Source organism: Arthrobacter pascens (genome assembly GCF_030815585.1).
GTDB classification, from domain to species: Bacteria; Actinomycetota; Actinomycetes; order Actinomycetales; family Micrococcaceae; genus Arthrobacter; species Arthrobacter pascens_A.
Genome location: NZ_JAUSWY010000001.1, coordinates 3,074,271 through 3,093,165, shown reverse-complemented (window position 1 = coordinate 3,093,165; position 18,895 = coordinate 3,074,271). Strand labels below are relative to the sequence as shown.

Annotated in this window: 19 protein-coding genes; 10 read left to right on the top strand and 9 right to left on the bottom strand. The window is 64.9% G+C overall.

Features of this window, described 5'->3' with window-relative positions; translation table 11 throughout:
• Positions 1-64 precede the first annotated feature (64 nt).
• A complete protein-coding gene (locus QFZ30_RS14250; RefSeq protein ID WP_307077254.1) occupies positions 65-385 on the top strand; it encodes a hypothetical protein in 321 nt (106 codons plus the stop codon).
• Positions 363-2,636, top strand: a complete 2,274-nt coding sequence (locus QFZ30_RS14245; protein ID WP_307077252.1) for a thioredoxin domain-containing protein — start codon at positions 363-365, stop codon at positions 2,634-2,636. The genes QFZ30_RS14250 and QFZ30_RS14245 overlap by 23 nt, the downstream gene beginning before the upstream one ends.
• 57 nt (positions 2,637-2,693) lie before the next feature.
• Here QFZ30_RS14245 and trhA read toward each other — a convergent pair whose 3' ends face one another.
• A complete protein-coding gene (trhA, locus tag QFZ30_RS14240; RefSeq protein ID WP_373462846.1) occupies positions 2,694-3,416 on the bottom strand; it encodes a PAQR family membrane homeostasis protein TrhA in 723 nt (240 codons plus the stop codon).
• A 152-nt stretch (positions 3,417-3,568) separates the two neighbouring features.
• Between trhA and QFZ30_RS14235 the strand changes: the two genes are divergently transcribed.
• Both QFZ30_RS14235 and QFZ30_RS14230 read left to right on the top strand, forming a co-directional pair.
• Complete coding sequence (locus QFZ30_RS14235; RefSeq protein ID WP_307080273.1) at positions 3,569-4,330, top strand: isoprenyl transferase; 762 nt, start codon at positions 3,569-3,571, stop codon at positions 4,328-4,330.
• Positions 4,331-4,568: 238 nt separating this feature from the next.
• Positions 4,569-5,999 (top strand): PhoH family protein, encoded by a 1,431-nt coding sequence (locus QFZ30_RS14230; RefSeq protein ID WP_307077250.1) that lies wholly within the window; start codon positions 4,569-4,571, stop codon positions 5,997-5,999.
• 161 nt (positions 6,000-6,160) lie between these two features.
• On the opposite strand, the gene QFZ30_RS14225 is transcribed toward QFZ30_RS14230, so the two are convergent.
• Both QFZ30_RS14225 and QFZ30_RS14220 read right to left on the bottom strand, forming a co-directional pair.
• A complete protein-coding gene (locus tag QFZ30_RS14225) occupies positions 6,161-6,808 on the bottom strand; it encodes a GNAT family N-acetyltransferase (protein ID WP_307077249.1) in 648 nt (215 codons plus the stop codon).
• 49 nt (positions 6,809-6,857) lie between these two features.
• Positions 6,858-7,652 carry a hypothetical protein gene (locus tag QFZ30_RS14220; protein WP_307077247.1) on the bottom strand — a complete coding sequence of 265 codons (795 nt, stop codon included), beginning with the start codon at positions 7,650-7,652 and terminating at the stop codon, positions 6,858-6,860.
• A gap of 58 nt (positions 7,653-7,710) precedes the next feature.
• On the opposite strand from QFZ30_RS14220, the gene QFZ30_RS14215 reads away from it, so the two are divergent.
• The 3 genes from QFZ30_RS14215 to QFZ30_RS14210 all read left to right on the top strand — a co-directional run bounded on the left by QFZ30_RS14215 (position 7,711) and on the right by QFZ30_RS14210 (position 9,576).
• Positions 7,711-8,268, top strand: coding sequence for a prepilin peptidase (locus tag QFZ30_RS14215; RefSeq protein WP_307077245.1), 558 nt, complete (start codon positions 7,711-7,713; stop codon positions 8,266-8,268).
• 134 nt (positions 8,269-8,402) lie between these two features.
• Entirely contained in the window at positions 8,403-9,029 is a 627-nt protein-coding gene (locus QFZ30_RS22055; protein WP_373462845.1) for an META domain-containing protein, read from the top strand.
• 76 nt (positions 9,030-9,105) lie between these two features.
• On the top strand, positions 9,106-9,576 hold the full coding sequence (locus QFZ30_RS14210; protein ID WP_307077243.1) for an NUDIX hydrolase: 471 nt from the start codon (positions 9,106-9,108) through the stop codon (positions 9,574-9,576).
• A gap of 203 nt (positions 9,577-9,779) precedes the next feature.
• Here QFZ30_RS14210 and QFZ30_RS14205 read toward each other — a convergent pair whose 3' ends face one another.
• From QFZ30_RS14205 to QFZ30_RS14195, 3 genes are all read right to left on the bottom strand, one after another.
• Positions 9,780-11,201: a class II fumarate hydratase gene (locus tag QFZ30_RS14205; RefSeq protein ID WP_307077241.1), complete on the bottom strand. Its 1,422-nt coding sequence runs from the start codon at positions 11,199-11,201 to the stop codon at positions 9,780-9,782.
• A 76-nt stretch (positions 11,202-11,277) separates the two neighbouring features.
• On the bottom strand, positions 11,278-11,892 hold the full coding sequence (locus QFZ30_RS14200; protein WP_307077238.1) for a carbonic anhydrase: 615 nt from the start codon (positions 11,890-11,892) through the stop codon (positions 11,278-11,280).
• 9 nt (positions 11,893-11,901) lie between these two features.
• Positions 11,902-12,582, bottom strand: a complete 681-nt coding sequence (locus QFZ30_RS14195; protein WP_307080271.1) for a DUF4245 domain-containing protein — start codon at positions 12,580-12,582, stop codon at positions 11,902-11,904.
• 218 nt (positions 12,583-12,800) lie between these two features.
• Between QFZ30_RS14195 and glpX the strand changes: the two genes are divergently transcribed.
• From glpX to QFZ30_RS14180, 3 genes are all read left to right on the top strand, one after another.
• Entirely contained in the window at positions 12,801-13,823 is a 1,023-nt protein-coding gene (gene glpX / locus QFZ30_RS14190) for a class II fructose-bisphosphatase (protein ID WP_307077236.1), read from the top strand.
• 139 nt (positions 13,824-13,962) lie between these two features.
• Entirely contained in the window at positions 13,963-14,385 is a 423-nt protein-coding gene (locus QFZ30_RS14185; protein ID WP_307077234.1) for a hypothetical protein, read from the top strand.
• Positions 14,379-14,912 carry an endonuclease domain-containing protein gene (locus tag QFZ30_RS14180; protein WP_307077233.1) on the top strand — a complete coding sequence of 178 codons (534 nt, stop codon included), beginning with the start codon at positions 14,379-14,381 and terminating at the stop codon, positions 14,910-14,912. Before QFZ30_RS14185 ends, QFZ30_RS14180 begins: the two co-directional genes overlap by 7 nt.
• 27 nt (positions 14,913-14,939) lie before the next feature.
• Here QFZ30_RS14180 and QFZ30_RS14175 read toward each other — a convergent pair whose 3' ends face one another.
• From QFZ30_RS14175 to QFZ30_RS14165, 3 genes are all read right to left on the bottom strand, one after another.
• On the bottom strand, positions 14,940-15,899 hold the full coding sequence (locus QFZ30_RS14175) for a lipid II:glycine glycyltransferase FemX (protein ID WP_307077231.1): 960 nt from the start codon (positions 15,897-15,899) through the stop codon (positions 14,940-14,942).
• A 3-nt stretch (positions 15,900-15,902) separates the two neighbouring features.
• Complete coding sequence (manA, locus tag QFZ30_RS14170; RefSeq protein WP_307077230.1) at positions 15,903-17,153, bottom strand: mannose-6-phosphate isomerase, class I; 1,251 nt, start codon at positions 17,151-17,153, stop codon at positions 15,903-15,905.
• 72 nt (positions 17,154-17,225) lie between these two features.
• Positions 17,226-18,884, bottom strand: a complete 1,659-nt coding sequence (locus tag QFZ30_RS14165; RefSeq protein ID WP_307077228.1) for an LCP family protein — start codon at positions 18,882-18,884, stop codon at positions 17,226-17,228.
• Positions 18,885-18,895 lie beyond the last annotated feature (11 nt).

The following is an 18,895-nucleotide window of genomic DNA, read 5'->3' as shown; positions in this document are numbered from 1 at the left end:
CCGGCAGGTCCGTGCCCGGAATCCACAGCCGGCTGCCTATCAGTTCCCATAGAAGGTTTTGAACGTGCATCACTTGCTCCTCGTAATGGCCACCACCCCGACACCCTCGCCTGGCCCGTCGCTCCGCGAGGGTATCTCGGAGGACCAGATAACCCCTGGTCTGTGGGGGTTCATCATGACTGCCTTCTTTGTGCTGGCCACAACATTGCTGATCGTGGACATGGTTCGCCGCATCCGCCGCGTCCGCTACCGGGCCCAGGTTGAGGAAGAGCGCATGGCTGCAGCGGCCGCGGCAGACACCGCCGGTGAGGACGCCGTTCCCTACGGCCATGCTGAACCGGCCCAGCCGGAATCGAACGGCGATGCAGGCCGGCCAGAACGCTGACGCCGGCGCCCGTTCAGGCGAAGACCCCCGCGGGATGCAGAACCTCCTGGGGCGGGAGCCTTCGGCCTACCTCCGCCAGCACGCCAACAATCCAGTCCACTGGCAGCCGTTCGGCGATGAAGCCTTCGCTGTCGCCGCCGCCCGCGACGCCCCGGTTTTCCTCTCCATCGGCTACGCGGCCTGCCACTGGTGCCACGTCATGGCCCATGAATCCTTCGAGGACCAGGAAACCGCCGACTACCTGAATGCCCACTTCGTGGCGATCAAGGTGGACCGGGAAGAGCGCCCGGACGTGGATGCCGCCTACATGGCGGCTACGCAGGCCATCAGCGGCGAGGGTGGCTGGCCTATGTCCGTCTTCCTTACCCCCGATGGCCGGGCGTTCCACGCAGGAACGTACTTTCCTCCCCGCCCGATGCCGGGCAGGCCGTCCTTCCGCCAGGTCCTGGAAGCAGTCCGGGAAGCGTGGCAGGAACGCCGCGACGCCGTCGAGCAGAATGCCCGCGGCCTGGCAGAAAGCATGGGCGAGGCGCAGCTGACCGCGGCTGTCACGGTGGCCGGTCCCGCTCCGCTCTTTGATCCCGGCCTCCTGCCTCTTGCCGTCGCGTCCTTGGCACGCTCAGAAGACCAGGCCGACGGCGGCTTCGGGGCCGCCCCGAAATTCCCGCCGTCGGCTGTGCTTGAGTTCCTCATCAGGCACGCCGCTGCCGCCACCGCCGGCTCAGTGACCGCAGAGGCGGCCCGAGACATGGCGGGCCGGACGCTGGCGGCGATGGCGCGGTCAGCACTGTTTGACCAGCTGGACGGCGGCTTTGCCCGGTATTCCGTCACGCGCGACTGGTCCGTTCCGCATTTTGAGAAGATGCTCTATGACAACGCCCAGTTGCTGCGCGTCTACGTGCACTGGGTGCGGCTCGGCGGAAACGATGTCTTTTCGGCGGCGGAGGCCGCCGAGGTTGCTGCCCGAACCGCCGGATGGATGCTCGGATCACTGGGCCTTGCTGGGGCGGACGCGACGGATCCTTCCACGGAGCATCAGCCCGAAGCCCTGGCATCCTCGCTCGACGCAGATTCTGTGGTGGACGGTGAACACCATGAAGGTGCCAGTTACCTGTGGACAATCAGCGGGCTCCAGGACGCGCTTGGCGCTGACACCGGGGCTGCGGTTGCCCGGATGATGAACGTGGGCCCGGAAGGAACCGTGTCCGGCTTCGGCTCGCCGCTCCACCCCGCGAGGACCCTGGACGCCGCAGAAGCGGAACTGTGGGCCCACGCCAGGCCTGCACTGCTGGCCGCAAGGAGGCTGCGGCCGCAGCCGGAGCGGGACGAGAAGATCGTGGCAGGGTGGAACGGGCTGGCCGTCGCAGCCCTCGCGGAAGCTGGTGCCGTGCTTGGCCGTGACGATTTCCTGGCCGCCGCTGAGGCCATTGCCGCATATCTGCAACGGGTTCACTGGAAGGCCGGGGGAAGCGCGGCAGCTGGGAAGCCGGGGGATCCGGAAGATCCGGAGGACAGTCCGCCCGCGCTGATACGCGTTTCACACGCCGGGACTGCACGCGGGATCGGCGGGCTCCTGGAGGATTACGCCTTCTGCGCCGAAGGGCTGTTCGCCCTTTACGCGGTCACCGGCAGGACCCGTTGGTATGGCTTCGCCGAACAGCTGGTGCAGGCGGCCTGCCGCCGCTTCGTAGTGGCAGGCCGGCTGGTGGACTCGTCCGGCGGCTCCGGACAGGTCCGTTCCGCGCAGGGAGGGCAGTCCGGCCTCGATCCCTTTGATAACGCCACACCGAGTGGTGCCGCTGCCTTTGCCGGGGTCCTGCTGAGCTATGCGGCGCTCTCGGGGTCTGCAGAACACCGCGGGATGGCCTCACATGTGCTCTCGCTCCTCCCTCCCCTCGCAGGGCGGGCCCCCCGCGTGGCCGGCTGGCTGCTGGCGACCGCCCAGGCCGCCCTCGCAGGGCCGGTGGAGGCCGCCGTCGTCGGGCCGGAGAGTCCTGAAAGGACTGCCCTGCACCGGGAACTGCTGAAGTCCGCCAGCCCGGGGCTGGTGATCGCAGTGGAGGACGACGGCGTCCCTTCAGTGCCGCCGTCGGGCGCACCTTCCGGGGACGCAGGCGTACCCCTGCTGAAGGGGAGGCCTCCGGCACGCGATGGTTCCCCGCTGGTGTACCTGTGCCGGAACATGGTGTGTGATCTGCCCGTCGGCACGCCGGAGGATCTTCGGAAGCGGCTGCAGGCGATGACCGGATGAGGCACTCCGCTTCAACCGGGCCTGCGGGCTGCCGGCGAACCTGCGGAAAGCGGTACGTCAGCTGAGGACGGCTATGGCGATCGCCAGAAAGTGCGCGCTGAAGGCAAGCACGGTGAGGGCGTGGAAGAGCTCGTGGAAGCCGAAGTGTTGGTAGCTGAAGTTCGGCTTCCTGAGGGCGTAGAACACCGCGCCGGTGATGTACAGGACCCCGCCCAAACAGATCAGGACGGCCGATGCGACGCTGGCCGCAAAGAATTCCGGCAGATAGAACAGCGCGCCGCAGCCCAGGGCTATGTAGATGGGCACATACAGCCAGCGCGGGGCGTGTGTCCACAGGAGCCGGAAGAGGACCCCGAGAATCGCGCCGGACCAGATGACCCAGAGCAGCAGGACTGCTTTGGGCCGCTCGAGCAGTGACCAGGCCAGGGGTGTGTAGCTGCCCGCGATGACCAGCATGATGTTGGTGTGGTCCAGGCGTTTCAGGACGATCTTCACGCCCGGGGACCAGTTGCCACGGTGATAGATGGCGCTGATGCCGAAGAGCAGGACGCCTGTGGCAGCGTAGATGGCTGAGGTGATTTTCCGGTCGGCGGTAGGGGCCAGCGCCACCAGGACGATCCCGGCCAGGAGTACCAGCGGCGCCGTGACGGTGTGGATCCAGCCACGCCATTTGGGCTTGATCGTCAGGAGTTCGGCCAGGCGGACGGCGGCATCATCCACAGCGCTCGGTCCGGGCTCCGTTTCAGGTCCGCGGGGGCCGTCCGGGGTCTCGCTGGTCATGCCTCCACAATAACCTGCGTACCAGCAAGTTACTTATGGGTAACCGGTTTGCGTCCAGCGCCAGGGGCTCGGCGGCGCGATCCTCACGGCTGCGGACGGTAGCCTAGGATGTGCATGCCGTCGTTCAGCAAGGAAGTCAGGTGAGTCTCCGCGTGGAATTGTCCGGGTTCCTCTATGGCTTTTATGAGCGCAGGCTGCTCAGGAGCCTCGCCGGAGACCGCATCCCCGGGCACATCGGCGTTATGGTTGACGGCAACCGGCGCTGGGCCAAGCAGTTCAATGCCCCCACCAGCCAGGGCCACCAGGCCGGCGCGGACAAGATCCATGAGTTCCTGGGCTGGTGCCAGGAACTCGGCGTCAAGGTGGTCACGCTGTACATGCTGTCCACGGACAACATGAACCGCTCCAGTGAGGAACTTGACCTCCTGATGGGGATCATCGCCAATACGCTGGACCGGCTGGACGAGGACGCTAATATTTCCGTCCATGCCATGGGTGCCCCCGAATTGCTCCCGGATTATCTGGCTGAGCGGCTCAACAAGCTGACGGCCCGCACTCCGGCGCGCGAAAAAATCCATGTCAATGTGGCGGTGGGGTACGGCGGACGCCGCGAGATCGTGGATGCCGTGCGCGAGCTGCTCCATGATGCGGTCGCCAAGGGAGCGGACATCACCAGGCTGGCGGACAACCTGAGCGTGGACGACATCTCCCGCTTTCTGTACACCAGGGGCCAGCCGGATCCGGACCTGGTGATCAGGACCTCCGGTGAGCAGCGGCTCTCCGGGTTTTTGATGTGGCAGAGCGCCTACAGCGAGTTCTACTTCTGCGAAGCCCTGTGGCCTGCCTTCCGCAAAGTGGACTTCCTCCGCGCCCTACGCGACTACGCCGGCCGGCAGCGCCGCTTCGGCGCCTGACGCGGCTGCATTCATCAGGAGTTCACACGGTTGCAACAGGAATCGCCGAGTGAGGGAATTGGAAATTAGCGGCGGTGGATTAACGTTGTATCCATCAGCAGGCAAAACCGCCGGCTGATCGGGGAGGCCAGTACATGGAGCGAATTTTCGCACCGGTTGTATGGGGGGCCGAGTCCGGCCTTCAGGCCGAGCCGCCTCACCAATAACAATTCCGGGCGCGCCCGGGGCTGGAGTCGATGTGGCTATTTCTGAACAACTGCCCGAAGTCGTTTTTGACGAGGGACAGAAAGCTACCTCTCGCGCCACGCGAGCTACCTCAAAGACCGGTCCGGCAGATGAACAAGCTGCGGCCGGTTTTGCTGTCTCCGGAAGGGAAGCCACCATTCACAGCTTCGTGATTGACACCTCTGTCCTGCTCTCGGACCCCCGGGCCCTGCTGCGTTTCGCCGAGCATGACGTCATCGTCCCGATTGTTGTCATCAGCGAGCTGGAGGCGAAACGGCACGACCCCGAACTCGGCTACTTTGCCCGCAAGGCACTCAGGCTCCTCGATGACCTCAGGGTTAAACACGGCGGCCTCAACCGGCCTATACCAATTGGCGACGACGGCGGCACCCTCACGGTGGAGCTGAACCACGTTTCCGCGGAGGTGCTTCCGCTGGGGTTCCGCAGCGGAGACAACGACAGCAGGATCCTGGCGGTGGCCAAGAACCTCGCGAACGAAGGACGGAACGTCACCGTCGTTTCGAAGGATCTGCCGATGCGGGTGAAGGCGTCCGCCATGGGGCTCACCGCCGACGAGTACCGCAACGAACTGGTCAAGGACTCCGGCTGGACGGGAATCGCTGAGGTGGAGGCCAGCGAGGACGAGATCTCCACGCTCTACGGCCACGAGCCGGTGTTCATCCCCGCCGCCGCGGAGATGCCCGTGAACACCGGGCTGGTGCTCCTCTCCAACAGGGGATCTGCTTTGGGCCGGGTTGGAACGGACAAACAGGTCCGGCTCGTCAAGGGCGACCGCGACGTCTTCGGGCTGCACGGACGCTCCGCCGAGCAGCGGCTCGCAATCGACATGCTGATGGACCCTGCCGTGGGCATCGTTTCCATCGGCGGCCGGGCAGGGACAGGCAAATCCGCCCTGGCTCTGTGCGCCGGGCTGGAAGCCGTGCTGGAGCGCCGCGAACACCGGAAGGTGATTGTGTTCCGGCCCCTTTACGCCGTGGGCGGTCAGGAACTTGGATACCTTCCCGGCTCCGAATCGGAAAAAATGAACCCGTGGGCGCAGGCGGTCTTCGATACCCTGGGCGCACTGGTCAGCCAGGAAGTCGTGGAGGAGGTCATGGACCGGGGCATGCTGGAAGTCATGCCGCTGACCCACATCCGCGGACGTTCCCTGCACGACGCCTTTGTGATCGTTGACGAGGCCCAGTCGCTCGAGAAGAACGTGCTCCTCACCGTGATGAGCCGCATCGGCCAGAACTCCAAGATTGTCCTCACGCACGACGTCGCCCAGCGCGACAACCTGCGCGTCGGACGGCACGACGGCGTCGCCGCCGTCGTCGAAACGCTGAAAGGACACCCGCTCTTCGGCCACATCACCCTGACCCGCTCCGAACGCTCACCCATCGCCGCTCTGGTGACGGAACTGCTCGAAGGGGCGGAGATCTAGCCCTACGTTCCGGTTCGCGAGGGCCGTGGTCCGGTTCGTCGGGCCACGGCCCTTCTCCGTCGCTTAGACACGACGCATAGGGGCCCTTCGGTCGCTGGGCGACCTTCTGGACCCGATGCGCCGCGATGCGCTCCTAGGAGAAGGCCCGGGGCCCGCCGTTCTCAGTTGATGCCCAGGAATTTGGCTGCTGCTTCGTGGCCTCTAACTTCCAAGGTCCAGTCCGGGCGCTTGAAGGATTCCGGGGTGAGGCGGACTTTCTGGACGTCCGTTACTTTGTCGCCCCAGGAGTGCCGGGTGACGCCGTTGAACTCGTAGCCCAGGGAGCGGGACACGCCCAGGGAGGCTTCGTTCCAGGTGGCGGCTTCTGATTCGGCAACTTCTGCTTTGAGCCAGTCGAAGGCGTAAAGAGCGACGGCGGCCCGCATCTCCTTGCCGAGTCCCCGGCCGTGGACGGACTGCTTGAGCCAGGAGCCTGTTGAGACGGTTTTCAGGGTGCCGAAATCCGTGGCTCCGACGTCCTGGCAGCCGATGAACTCGCCCTCATGCCAGATGCCCAGGAGCAGGGTCCATTTTTCGGGTGTGAATTCACCCCGGCAGCGCCAATACCACCTCGCCATGTTCGGCCCCAGCTCCTCTGCGGGGAGCTCCGTCCAGGGTGTGCTGAAGGGGTTCCGTGCTGGATCGTGGACTCCGCTCCGGGCTGCTGCCACAGCAGCCGGGATGTCACTATCGGTGATGGGCCGCAGGACCAGCCGGGGTGTGGTCAGGGAGAGGTCGAAGAGGGGCCAGAGGGAAGTCAGCTCGGTCATCAGGGAAGCCTAGCCCACGTCCGGGAGCCGGGCGTGTCGCAGCCGCCGATCAGGCAGATATGTCCCAGCTGATGTGCCGTCGGACGTCGGTAAGGTTCATCGATTCAGCCAGGAACAGGTCATCCAGCATGTACTCGTCCACGGCGATGATCCGAAGCCAGTGCCCGTAGTCCTGCGTTGCCGGCACGAGTGACTGGCTGGACAGGCAGATACCGGTGCCAAGGTCCAGCCGAACCCGGGTGCTTCCCGGCAGGCAGAGCGGAGCGGCAGGATCTGCAGGATGGTAGGTCGCGGTAGGGGTGACCACTGCCTCAAGTGCCGGCCTTCCGTCGTGGTCAACGCGGCGGACGCCGTTGACCTCCACTGCATTGCTGCCCGGGAATTCCAGCGGAACGGGCGCGTTCCCTGCGAGCTCCACAGGGTCGAGGGCCGCAGAGAAACGCCCGTTGCCAAAGCCCGGTTCCCCGTAGGCAGCCTCGGGGCGGCGCCTGACGAGGCCCGCGTCGTCGTAGACGGGCGCTACCAGGTGCGGCGGAAGCAGCCACGACTTCCGGGTGGCGCTGACGTAGAACCCGTCCTTGGAGTCATTGATCCCGGTGGTGCTATGCAGGATGAGTCCATCGGCGGTTTCGAGCCGTAGCGCCCCGGGACGGCGCAGCCAGGCCCGGACCAGGGGCGCTGCGGGATCGGGCGCTTCAGCGAATGGCTCATCCCAGTATTCAAACCGCAGGGACTGCCACTTCCAGGGTGAAGACCTGCTGAGGTTCCGGAACATGGTGGTCAGGTCAGCGGACGCGGCGCCACTGTCCGGATCGGGCCGGTGCCTGGTGTCCCATGTCGCCATATCCACAGTTTACGCGCGGGCTCTGCGGACGGAGGATAAATCCAGTAGCATCCGAGGAATGATCCGACGTCTGGATGAACTTTGGGATGCCACCCCGCTGGCTTTTTGGCTGGTGCTGGCCGCGTGTGCCTATTTTGCTGTGATGGCGGTCCGGCTCACGGTCATCGATGTCCGCCACCATCTCCTGCCCAACCGGATCGTTTTCCCTTCCTACGCAGTGGCCGGTGTCCTGCTGCTGACGGCCGCCATTGTGCAGTTCGCTGCGGGCCCTGCCGTCTTCCAAGCGATACCGGAAGGCGCTGCCGGGTTTCTGGGCGTTCCTGCCCTCCGGATCCTGGCCGCAGGGGCGGTGCTCTGGGCCTTCTACTTCGTCCTGCGGATGGCGTATCCGCCCGGAATGGGATTCGGCGACGTCAAGCTCGCCGGTGTCCTGGGCATGTACCTTGGCTACCTGGGCTGGGCGCACGTGTTTGCCGGGACCTTCGCGGCCTTCCTGCTGGGCGGCCTCTGGAGCCTGGCACTCGTGGCGGCACGCCGCGGCACGTTGAAGTCGTCCATCCCCTTCGGCCCGTTCATGCTTGCGGGTGCGGCAGCAGCAATGCTGCTGCCGGCCTGAGCTTGCCCACCCGGGCAAACTGTCAGAACGAGGCCTTACCGTTACATGCCTGCCCTCCCGCGCAAGCCGCCGTCAGAGGAGACTGGGCTAGGAAATCAAAATCCAAAGCCCAACCGGCGAATTCGGGGGAGACCATGAAAATGACGCGCCTGTTCAGCAGGGTGGCAGGCGTCATCGTGGTGACACTCGTTTTGTGTGGTTGTGGTGGAGCGCCCCCGTCAAATCCAGGGGCTCAGGCCCCGGAACCCACGGGACCGCTTACTGGAAGCGCCTCGCAGGTTCCGGTGCCCCCTGATTGGCCCACGGAACCAAGTCGGCCGGCCGAATCAGGCCAGGCGGCATTGCCTGTCCCGACGGAAACGCCTTCACACAATCCGCGTCCCACCTGCGAAGGCGGGCCCTTCGGCTGCCGCACGTATACCTCTGTCAGCGGACGGGATGGCACAGGCGAGCTGGAATGGCTGCACTCCCAGCCCCTGGTGATGTCGTCGGTTTTCATCAATGGAACCTGGACGATAGGAGTGAAAACTCCATGCAACTATTTGAGTGTCGAGGTGTCCGTGGAAGGAAGCCTGCTGGTCCCTGGCAACACGATCTCGACAGCCATGGCTTGCCTGGGACCGGAGAGCGGCTTTGAATCATGGACGCATGGACTTTTCCAAGAATCGGTTGGCTGGGAGTTGGCCGGAGGATCGCTGGTACTGACGAACAAGCACGGCACCGTTGAACTAACGGATTCGGGGCCGAACCGCGTCCTCTAGATGAGCGGCACCACTCGGCCTGCCACATCCCAGCCGCATGCCTGAAGCGCCAGAGAACATCAGTTAGGCTGGCAGAATGCCAGCTCCTGACTATATCCTCAGACTCCGCAACAAGATCGGCAATGACCCGTTGTGGGTCCCTGGCGTCCGTGGGGTGGTCCTGGATGGCCAGGGCCGCGTACTCCTGGCCCAGCGTGTTGATAATCGCCAATGGGCCCTCATCTCCGGAATGCTGGAGCCCGGTGAACACCCGGCGCGGGGACTCGTGCGTGAGATCTTCGAGGAAACCGCGGTAGTGGCGGAACCGGAGCAGGTGGTGTCGGTGGGCGCTGTTGGCCCGGTTACCTACCCGAACGGCGACGTCTGTGAATTCCTGGACGTTGTGTTCCGCTGCCGCTACGTGTCCGGTACGGCAAGGGTTAACGACGACGAATCGCTGGCCGTGGGGTGGTTCGGACTGGACGAACTGCCCGACCTGATGCCGGGCCACCTCACCAGCATCCGCCGGGCCCTCGCCCCGGTTGAAGCCGCGCACTTCGAGCCCTGACCCGGAAACAACAGACCCGGCCTGATGCAACTTCCCGGACGAACGGGCACTTGCGGCCCCACGGCTTGCCCAAATTATCCGCAGCCTTAACGCCAGCGGCCGCCTGCCTTCGCTGGGAAGGTGGGCGGCCGCCGTCGTATGCGGGCCTCCGTCGCCGACGGTTCCCTGGCTGAGCGGAGCGAAGCAAAGGAGGCGGTGGGGACCTATGCCTTGTGCGGCGGACGCGTCATGGACATAACATCCAGGGCGGTGTCCAGCTGTTCCTCGGTGACTTCGCCGCGCTCCAGGAAGCCCATGGCTACCACAGTTTCGCGGATGGTGAGGCCCTCGGCCACGGCCTTCTTGGCGATCTTGGCTGCGTTTTCGTAGCCGATGTACTTGTTCAGCGGGGTGACGATGGACGGCGACGCCTCGGCCAGGAAGCGGGCGCGCTCCACGTTGGCGGTGATCCCGTCGATCATCTTGTCCGCCATGACGCGGCTGGTGTTGGCCAGCAGGCGCACGGACTCCAGCAGGTTGGCGGCCATGACCGGGATGCCGACGTTCAGTTCAAAGGCGCCGTTGGTGCCGGACCAGGCGATCGCCGTGTCGTTGCCAATGACCTGGGCGCAGACCATGATGGACGCTTCACAGATAACCGGGTTGACCTTGCCCGGCATGATCGAGGATCCCGGCTGCAGGTCCGGAATGGCGATTTCGCCCAGGCCCGTGTTGGGGCCGGAGCCCATCCAGCGGAGGTCGTTGTTGATCTTCATGAAGGAGATCGCGATGTTGCGCAGCTGGCTGGAGGCTTCGATGAGGCCGTCGCGGTTGGCCTGCGCCTCGAAGTGGTCGCGGGCCTCGGTCAGGGGGAGCCCGGTGTCAGTGGCCAGCAGTTCGATGACGCGCTCGGGGAATCCGGCCGGCGTGTTGATGCCGGTCCCAACAGCGGTCCCGCCCAGGGGGACCTCGGCCACGCGCGGGAGCGAGGCATTAATGCGCTCAATGCCGTAGCGGACCTGCGCTGCGTAGCCGCCGAACTCCTGGCCCAGGGTCACCGGGGTGGCGTCCATCAGGTGCGTGCGGCCGGACTTGACCACATCCTTGAACTCCACGGCCTTGCGCTCCAGCGACTCGGCAAGGTAGCCGAGGGCCGGGACGAGGTCGTTGATCAGGGCCGAGGTGGCGGCGACATGGACCGACGTCGGGAAGACGTCGTTGGAGGACTGCGAGGCGTTGACGTGGTCGTTCGGGTGGACAACTTTGTCGCTGCCGGCGGCCTTGAGGGCGCGCGTGGCCAATTCGGCGATGACCTCGTTCGTGTTCATGTTCGACGACGTGCCGGAGCCGGTCTGGAAGACGTCGATGGGGAAATCGCCGTCGTACTTGCCTGCAGCTACCTCATCGGCGGCCTCTGCAATCGCCTTGGCCAGCTCGCCGTCGAGCACTCCAAGTTCTGCGTTGGCCTGGGCGGCTGCCTTCTTAACCCGGGCGAGGGCTTCGATGTGGGCGCGTTCCAAGGTCTTGCCGGAGATGGGGAAGTTTTCAACTGCACGCTGCGTCTGTGCACGGTACAGGGCGTTCACGGGGACGCGGACTTCGCCCATCGTGTCGTGTTCAATGCGGAATTCTTCAGTGGAAGTCATGGGGCTAGCTTAGGACGCACAGCGGCCGCACCGAAAACCGTGAACCGCATGCGACGGGCTGCGTTTCAGCGGGCGCTCAGAGCTCGCCGATCCCGGAAACAACGTTCGCGCGGCCCTCAGCGAGGCTGTAGGACAGGCCGATCACCGCGACACGGCCCTTTTCAATTGCGGCGGAAATCACACGCGAACTGTCCACCATGCGCTGGGACGTCTGCTTCACGTGCTCCACCACCATGTCATTGACCTCGTGCTGGTCATTGCGCATGGAGGTCAGGACGGAAGGCGTGATGCGTTCCACCAGGTCGCGGATGAAGCCCACCGGCATCTCCCCGGTGTCCACGGCGTTCTTGGTGGCGCTGACGGCGCCGCAGCTGTCATGCCCCAGGACGGCGATCAGCGGCACGCCGAGCACGCCGACGCTGTACTCCAGCGAGCCGAGCACGGCGTCGTCAATCACCTGGCCGGCGGTGCGCACCACGAAGGCGTCACCCAGGCCAAGGTCAAAGATGATCTCTGCTGCCAGCCGGGAATCGGAGCAGCCGAAGATCACGGCGAACGGATGCTGGTTCTCCACCAGCGACGACCGCCGGGAGGCGTCCTGGTTGGGGTGGGAGGAACCGCCGCTAACGAAGCGTTCGTTGCCTTCGCGGAGTCGCCGCCAGGCCAGGGCCGGAGTCAGATAGGTTGCCACGGCCCTACCTTACGATGCGGGGGCCGCCGAGGGTGAAACCGTGACGGCGGGGTTACTTTCCAGGGACTTCACGACGGCGTCCGCAAGCACGGCGAACTCGTCCAGCTGCGCGGTCCCGGTCAGGACAACGGTGGTGCCGCGGTAGTCCAGCACCATGCTCTTCTCACCCTTGCCGGCGTCGCGGAGCTCCCATTCCTGGCCGCCAACAGTCCGGGATCCGGTGACAGGGGCGCTCCGGGTCTGCTGGAGGAGCCAGGTGGGATTGGCCTGGCGGGTCTGGACTAGCCCGATGAAGGACTGTTTGGGCGTCAGGTATCCCACCTCCCACGTGGGGACGCCGCTTCCGCTGCCGGACTCCCATCTGGCGTAGTTGGAGGTGAATGTGTTTCCGGTTTCCGGTGCGACGGGTGTGAATCCCGCCACATCAGCGGCGTTCCGGGCAACGGCGCTCACGTCGATGTCCGGGCGGAAACCGTCGCTCTTGGGGGAGGGGTTCATCAGGACGATGGGCAGGAAAGCGGCGATACACACCACCAGCGCAATGATCATGCCCATCACCGATGCGTTGGCGCGCTTCGCAGCTGCCGCCGGGATAACGGGCCGGACGGGCAGTTCACCCTCCGCCGGCGTGGCCTCAGCATCGCGTCCGGAATCGGAGGGATCTGTCCGGGGGCTGGGCTTTTCCTGCATTTCACTCACCCCTCTATAGTCGCCCATGCAGGGGCTCAACTCACATTCGGAGCGGGGCCACGTTCCGGGCTGTCATATTGCGTGATGGCGTCACGCCCGCCACCGGATGGCCGCGCCGACTATGATCAGTACCAGAGGAATCACCGCGTCTGCTGAATCCGGCGGAGCGGGCTCAATGATCGCCACTCGAAGAAGAGGTTCACGTGTCACCAGCGTCCATGACCCAGAAGTACTCCACGCTCTCCCCGTCCCTGGCTGTGGGCATCGATGAGCCGGACCGCAACCTTGCATTGGAACTCGTCCGCGTTACCGAGGCCGCGGCCATCGCGGGCGGCCACTGGGTTGGCTTCGGCGACAAGAACAAGGCTGACGGTGCTGCCGTTGACGCCATGCGCTCCTTCCTTCACACAGTCCACTTCAACGGCGTTGTAGTTATCGGCGAAGGCGAAAAAGACGAAGCCCCCATGCTGTTCAACGGCGAACACGTTGGCGACGGCACCGGCCCCGAGTGCGACGTCGCCGTGGACCCGATCGACGGAACCCGCCTGACGGCCCTTGGCATCAACAACGCCCTCGCAGTCCTGGCAGTGGCGGAGCGCGGCTCCATGTTCGATCCCTCCGCCGTGTTCTATATGGAGAAGCTCGTCACCGGCCCCGAAGCTGCTGACATGGTTGACCTCCGCCTCCCCGTGAAGCAGAACCTGCACCTTATCGCGAAGGCCAAGGGCGTCAAGGTCAACCAGCTCAACGTCATGATCCTTGACCGTGACCGTCACCGTCCGTTGGTGGAAGAGATCCGCGAAGCGGGAGCCCGCACGAAATTCATCATGGACGGCGACGTCGCCGGCGCCATCGCGGCCGCCCGCTCCGGAACCGGCGTTGATGCCCTGATGGGTATCGGCGGCACCCCCGAGGGCATCGTGGCGGCCTGCGCCATCAAGTCCCTCGGCGGCGTGATCCAGGGGCGCCTGTGGCCCACAAGCGATGATGAGAAGCAGAAGGCCATCGACGCCGGCCACGACCTTGACCGCGTGCTGTCCACTAATGACCTAGTCTCCAGCGACAACTGCTATTTCGCAGCCACCGGCATCACCGACGGCGACCTCCTGAAGGGCGTGCGGTACTCCAAGGACAAGGTTCTCACCCAGTCCATCGTGATGCGGTCGAAGTCCGGCACCATCCGCTTTGTGGACGGCGAGCACCAGGCGAGCAAGTGGGAAGGCTACGCTCGCAAGAGCTAGTCCCCTCTTTTTAGCGCGAACTGGCAGCTAATGACCCGAAATCCCAGATCTGGTGTCATTAGCTGCCAGTTCGCGTTTAGGGCGCAATCGGTCCTGTGGATAACCTGTCAGAGCATCCGGTTCCGGTCCAGAATGAACCATGCCCCGGACGGAAATGCCTCCCCAGATACCGCATGGATCATTTCTCGTTGCTGAGGCCGACGTGCTGGGCCTTACCCGGAAACAGCTCAGTCGGGATGGCATCTTTACGCCGTCCCGCGGGATCAGGCTGCCGCTGAACAGCAAGGGAACCGTGGCAGACAACGTCCGCGCGTATAGCCAGCTGGACCCGGGCTGCATCCTGACGCACTCCACCGGCGCCAGAATCTGTGGCATCTGCCTGCCTGGCTGGCTGGATCAGGACTGGCGAATCCATATTTCCCGCCCCGCTGACAGTTGTAAGCCGCGCCGCCGGAACGTGGTGGGGCACCAGCTGTCGTTCAAACCGGGGGAGGTCATGATGTTCGACGGCGTTGCATCACTTCGCCTGCGCGCACTTGGCTCGACCTTGCCGCGATGTTGAGCGTCGAAGAACTCGTTGCGGCCGGTGACTCGATCGTCGTCGAACACGGGGATGAGTTTCCGGTGCCGCGGGAACAGTTGGCTTCGATCGCCGATCTGTGGAGGATAGTAGGCCAGCACCCCGGGATGCGCGGTGTGAAAAAGGCGAGGCTGGCCCTGGACCTGATCCGCGTGGGAGCGGACTCGGCTCCAGAAACAATGATGAGGCTGGCGCTCGTGCAGGCCGGGCTTCCCGAGCCTCTCTTGAACGTTGTCCTACGCAACGGGCTCGGCCATCCTGTGGTGTGGCCTGATGCTGCTTACCCGGAATATCGGGTTGCTCTTGAGTACGACGGCGGGCATCAGGGCGATCCGGACCAGTACCGTCGCGACATCAAACGGCAGGCCTTGACTGAAAGTCTGGGTTGGCGGGAGCTCCGCGTGCAAAAAGGTGACTTGGAAGGGGACCGCCCGTTCGTCGTCGAAAGGCTCAGGGCATTTTTCAGCGGCGTGTCCGCGCCTGCAGATTCGCAGCGAACTGGCAGCTGATGACCCCAAGAAGCCAATTTGAGGGCATTAGCTGCCAGTTCGCGCCGGGAGGGAGGGGAGCTTGTCCCTCAGTTTACGGGCCAGTTGGTACGCCGAGTAGCGGAGTTTCTTCACGGGCAGGTCCCAGGTTCCAGGGTAGGAGACCTCCCGCCCCCCGAAGGATTTCTTGAACGCGGTGAAGCCTGCCCATTTGTGGTCTGGCTGGTCCGCCGGGGCCACACCCCAGAGGTCCACGTGCTTGAGTCCGCGTTCCTTCGCGTCCGCCATCAGGGTAACCAGCAGCGGGATGCCTGCGCTCAGCTTCCGGTGGGAGTCATCCAGGGCTGCGTGGGCGTACGTGCGCGTGTCGGCAGAGTCATAGGCGAGGGCGGCAGCGATGGGTCCGCCGTGCAGCTCGGCGATAAAGAGCGTGGCAGCGCCAGCAGGCATCAGCGATCCGGCCACCTGGGTCAGGTATTCATCGCTTTGGGGCTTGAACCCGTTGCGCCTGGCGGTCATGTGCAGGAAGTTCAGCAGGATCCGGATGTCGTCTGGATCCTGCGAAGTACGGAAGGTGACGCCCTTTTTGTGGATGTTCCGGTACAGGTTCCGGTTGACGGGCTTCATCGCCGCCAGGACCTCTTTGAAGTCACCGTCGAGGTCAACTATCCAGCTGAGCTCGGGCTGCTGGTTGACCGGGGCCGGTTGGAGACCGCGGCGCCGGAGCTCCTCGGTTGCTGCCGGCATCTCCAGGCCGGCGGACACCGGTTCGATCCGGACAAACACGGCACCGCAGGACCGTGCCACGTCCTCCAGGGCGGCCAGGGCGGCGTCGAACGCTCCGGGGGAAGACGCCGCTGGACCGTAGGGTGCGTACAGCACCTTCCCTGCCGGGTTCCTTTCCTCCACGGCCAGGAAACTCCACCCCGGGCCGGACTGCCGGTGGACCCGGCGGCCGAGGGAGGCCTGGAAGTCTGCCCAGGCTTGAGTCTGCAGGAAATACTCCACCGTTCAGCCCTTCATGGAGGTTGTGACGGCGAAGGCGATGGCCACATCCGAGGCACCGGCGACTGGGTGGACGTTGACCGGCGCCTCGGACGCCGGCAGGAACGCGCTGCCGCCCCTGGTGAGCTGCAGGTCACCCTTGGGCGAATCCAGGAAGACAGAGCCGTCAACGACAATCACGACGGCTGCACCCGACTGTGCCAGCGGAACCGGAGCTGCCTCCGGCTCCAGCTCGACCCGCTGCAGCTGGAACTCCCTGAACGGCGGCTGGTAGAGCTCCTGGCCAAGCCCGGAAATTTCCGCGGTCAGCCTGGGAACCCCGACCGGTTGGAACTCTATGGTCCGCAGGAGTTCAGGGACATCGATGAACTTCGGCGTTAGGCCGCCGCGAAGCACATTGTCCGATGACGCCATAACCTCCACTCCCAGGCCGTGCAGGTAGGCATGAACGTTGCCCGCCGGGAGGTAGACGGCCTCGCCCGGTGCCAGCGAGATCCTGTTGAGCAGCAGCGAGATGAGGACCCCCGGATCGCCGGGATACTTCTCGTTGAGGCTGATCACAGTGGACAGCTCGGACTCATAGGGCGCCAGGGAAGCGCCGGACAGGATTGCCGCAACGGTTAATCCTGTGGCTTCTGACACTGCTTCACCGCCCGCGATGAGCCTTTCGAAGGCCTTCCGGAGTCCGGCGCTTTCGTCGGGATCCGCAAGGTCGTCCAGCAGCTCGTTGAGGAGCTGCGGGATGTCCGATTCCACCAGGTCAAAGTAAGCCGCGAGGTGCAGCAGGATTTCCCGGGTCTCTGCCGCGGGCCGGAATCCGCACAACGCTTGGAACGGCGTCAGGGCGAAGATCATTTCCGGCTTGTGGTTGTCGTCGTGGTAGTTCCGGTTGGGCGCGTCCGGCGCCAGGCCGTCGGCATTCTCCCGTGCGAAACCGGCTCTCGCCTGCTCGAGGCTGGGATGGACCTGCAGCGACAAGGGCTGTGCCGCCGCCAGGATTTTGGTCAGGAACGGGAGCCGGGGGCCAAACGCTGCCACGGACGTCCCGCCCAGGAAATGTTCCGGGTCTTCGGCAATCAGCGTATCCAGCGGGACCTTGGACCCGTCAGCGCGGCGGACGACAGACGGGGAGTCCGGGTGGGCACCGATCCAGAGTTCGGCTTCCGGCATGCCGGACTCGGGCCGCCCCAGGAGCCCGGCGATCGCCGTCGTCGAACCCCAAGCGTAAGAGCGGAGGACGTTCTCAATTTCGTACACAGCAGGTGTCCATTTCTTTGGTCTGCAGGTCTAGGTCCAGGGCCCGCTGGGCTGCAGCGGGCCCCCAAGTGTCTACAGGGGGGCGCACTGGCCATTGGTGGCCACGAGATCCCGGATGGCCTGTTCGTTGCCTTCGCTCTTGAACTGGTTAAGCATGGCCTCCGTAATCGGTTCGCCATCCGGTGTGGTGGTCACCGGGGTGAAGTCCGACGACGGCGACGGCGACGGCTGTGCCTGGGTTCTGCCAGTTGCCAGGAGGGATGCCGGCTGCTGCGGCCCGGACGCCTGAAGGCGGCCGCCGGAAACGGCCGGTTCCACGAAGGTGTCCGCCGGGGCGCCTGCCGACTGTGCCGCTGACGCCGAGGCGAGCAGCTGGTCCACACGCTCATGGATCATGCCAAAGTCCGGAAGGGTAGAGAAGGAGGCATCAAAGTCCGGCGGCCCGATGGTGAGCCGCTTGACGTCCTGGCCCTTGGCCTTCATGGCGAGATCGACGAAACTTCCCAGCTGGGAGGGTGAGATGTTGGATTCAACAATCTTGGTTCCGGCGTTGGCGATGTCTTCAAACTTGGACAGGAGCGTGGCGGGGTCAAGCTGCTTGAGCATGGCCTGCTGGACGCACTGCTGGCGTTGGATGCGTGCGTAGTCGTCAACGAATTCGCGGGACCGCCCGTACCAGAGGGCCTGGTAGCCATCGAGCTTCTGCTCGCCCGCGGGGATCCAGCCCAGGGGCATCCCATGGATTCCGCTGGCCTCATCCACGGTGTCACCGCTGATGGGCACCCAGCCGCCGGCTTTGATCCTGATACCGCCCATGGCATCGATGAGCTTGGCGAAACCGTCCATGTCCACCAGTACGTAGGCCTGCACGGTGATGCCCAGTGAGCCGGAGACCGCCTCCAGGGTGGCCTGGGCGCCGGGGTCTGCGACGCCTGGATACAGGTCAGCGTGTTCGTTGGTGACCTCGGTGTTGATGGCATTGATGAGGCATTCGTCGCCGCAGTCGTAGCCATCAGGGTAGATCTGGCGCATGGGGGAGTCCTCGCTGAACTGGGCGTTCTGGAGGTTGCGGGGGATGGAGATGATGGCCGTCTGTCCGCTCTTGGCGTCCACGCTGAGCACCGACAGGCTGTCCGGGCGTCGGCCGGTGCGGTCGTCGCCGGCGTCCCCGCCCATCATGAGGAAGTTGTAGCGGCCGTCGACGGGATCGATGGCCGGGCCGGTGGCGTTGAAAATGCTGCCGATGGCGTTCCGGCTCACGTTCAGCAGATAGGCCGCATAGCCGAGGGACCCGCTGCTCAGGACCAGCGCCAGGACCAGGGCAACGCCGACGGCGGGACGAACCGGCGGTGCCAGCAGTACCGGACGGATGAGCCGCAGGGTGTTGATGAACAGGACTGCCCAGCCGACGGCGAGGGCCGCGAGCAGCACAATAATCAGCAGCGAAGCGAACGAATTGGTGATGATGTTGATGAGCAGCGACCGGTTAAGGACCAGCAGCAGCACTGCCAGGACGAGCAGCGCCCAGACGCAGAGAGTCACCCGCAGGGCGGTGCGCCCAAGCTTGCGGTCACCGGCCACAATCTGGGCACTCCCCGGAACGAGGAGGGTCATGAGCAGCAGGACAAAGGCCCGCTTGGTCCGGACAGGGGATGATGCGCTCACCGGGTACCGAACGGGATCAGTCATGACTGTGCCGGGTTCGGGCTGCTGCGTTTCGCTTCTGGTCATGTCGCGCTTTC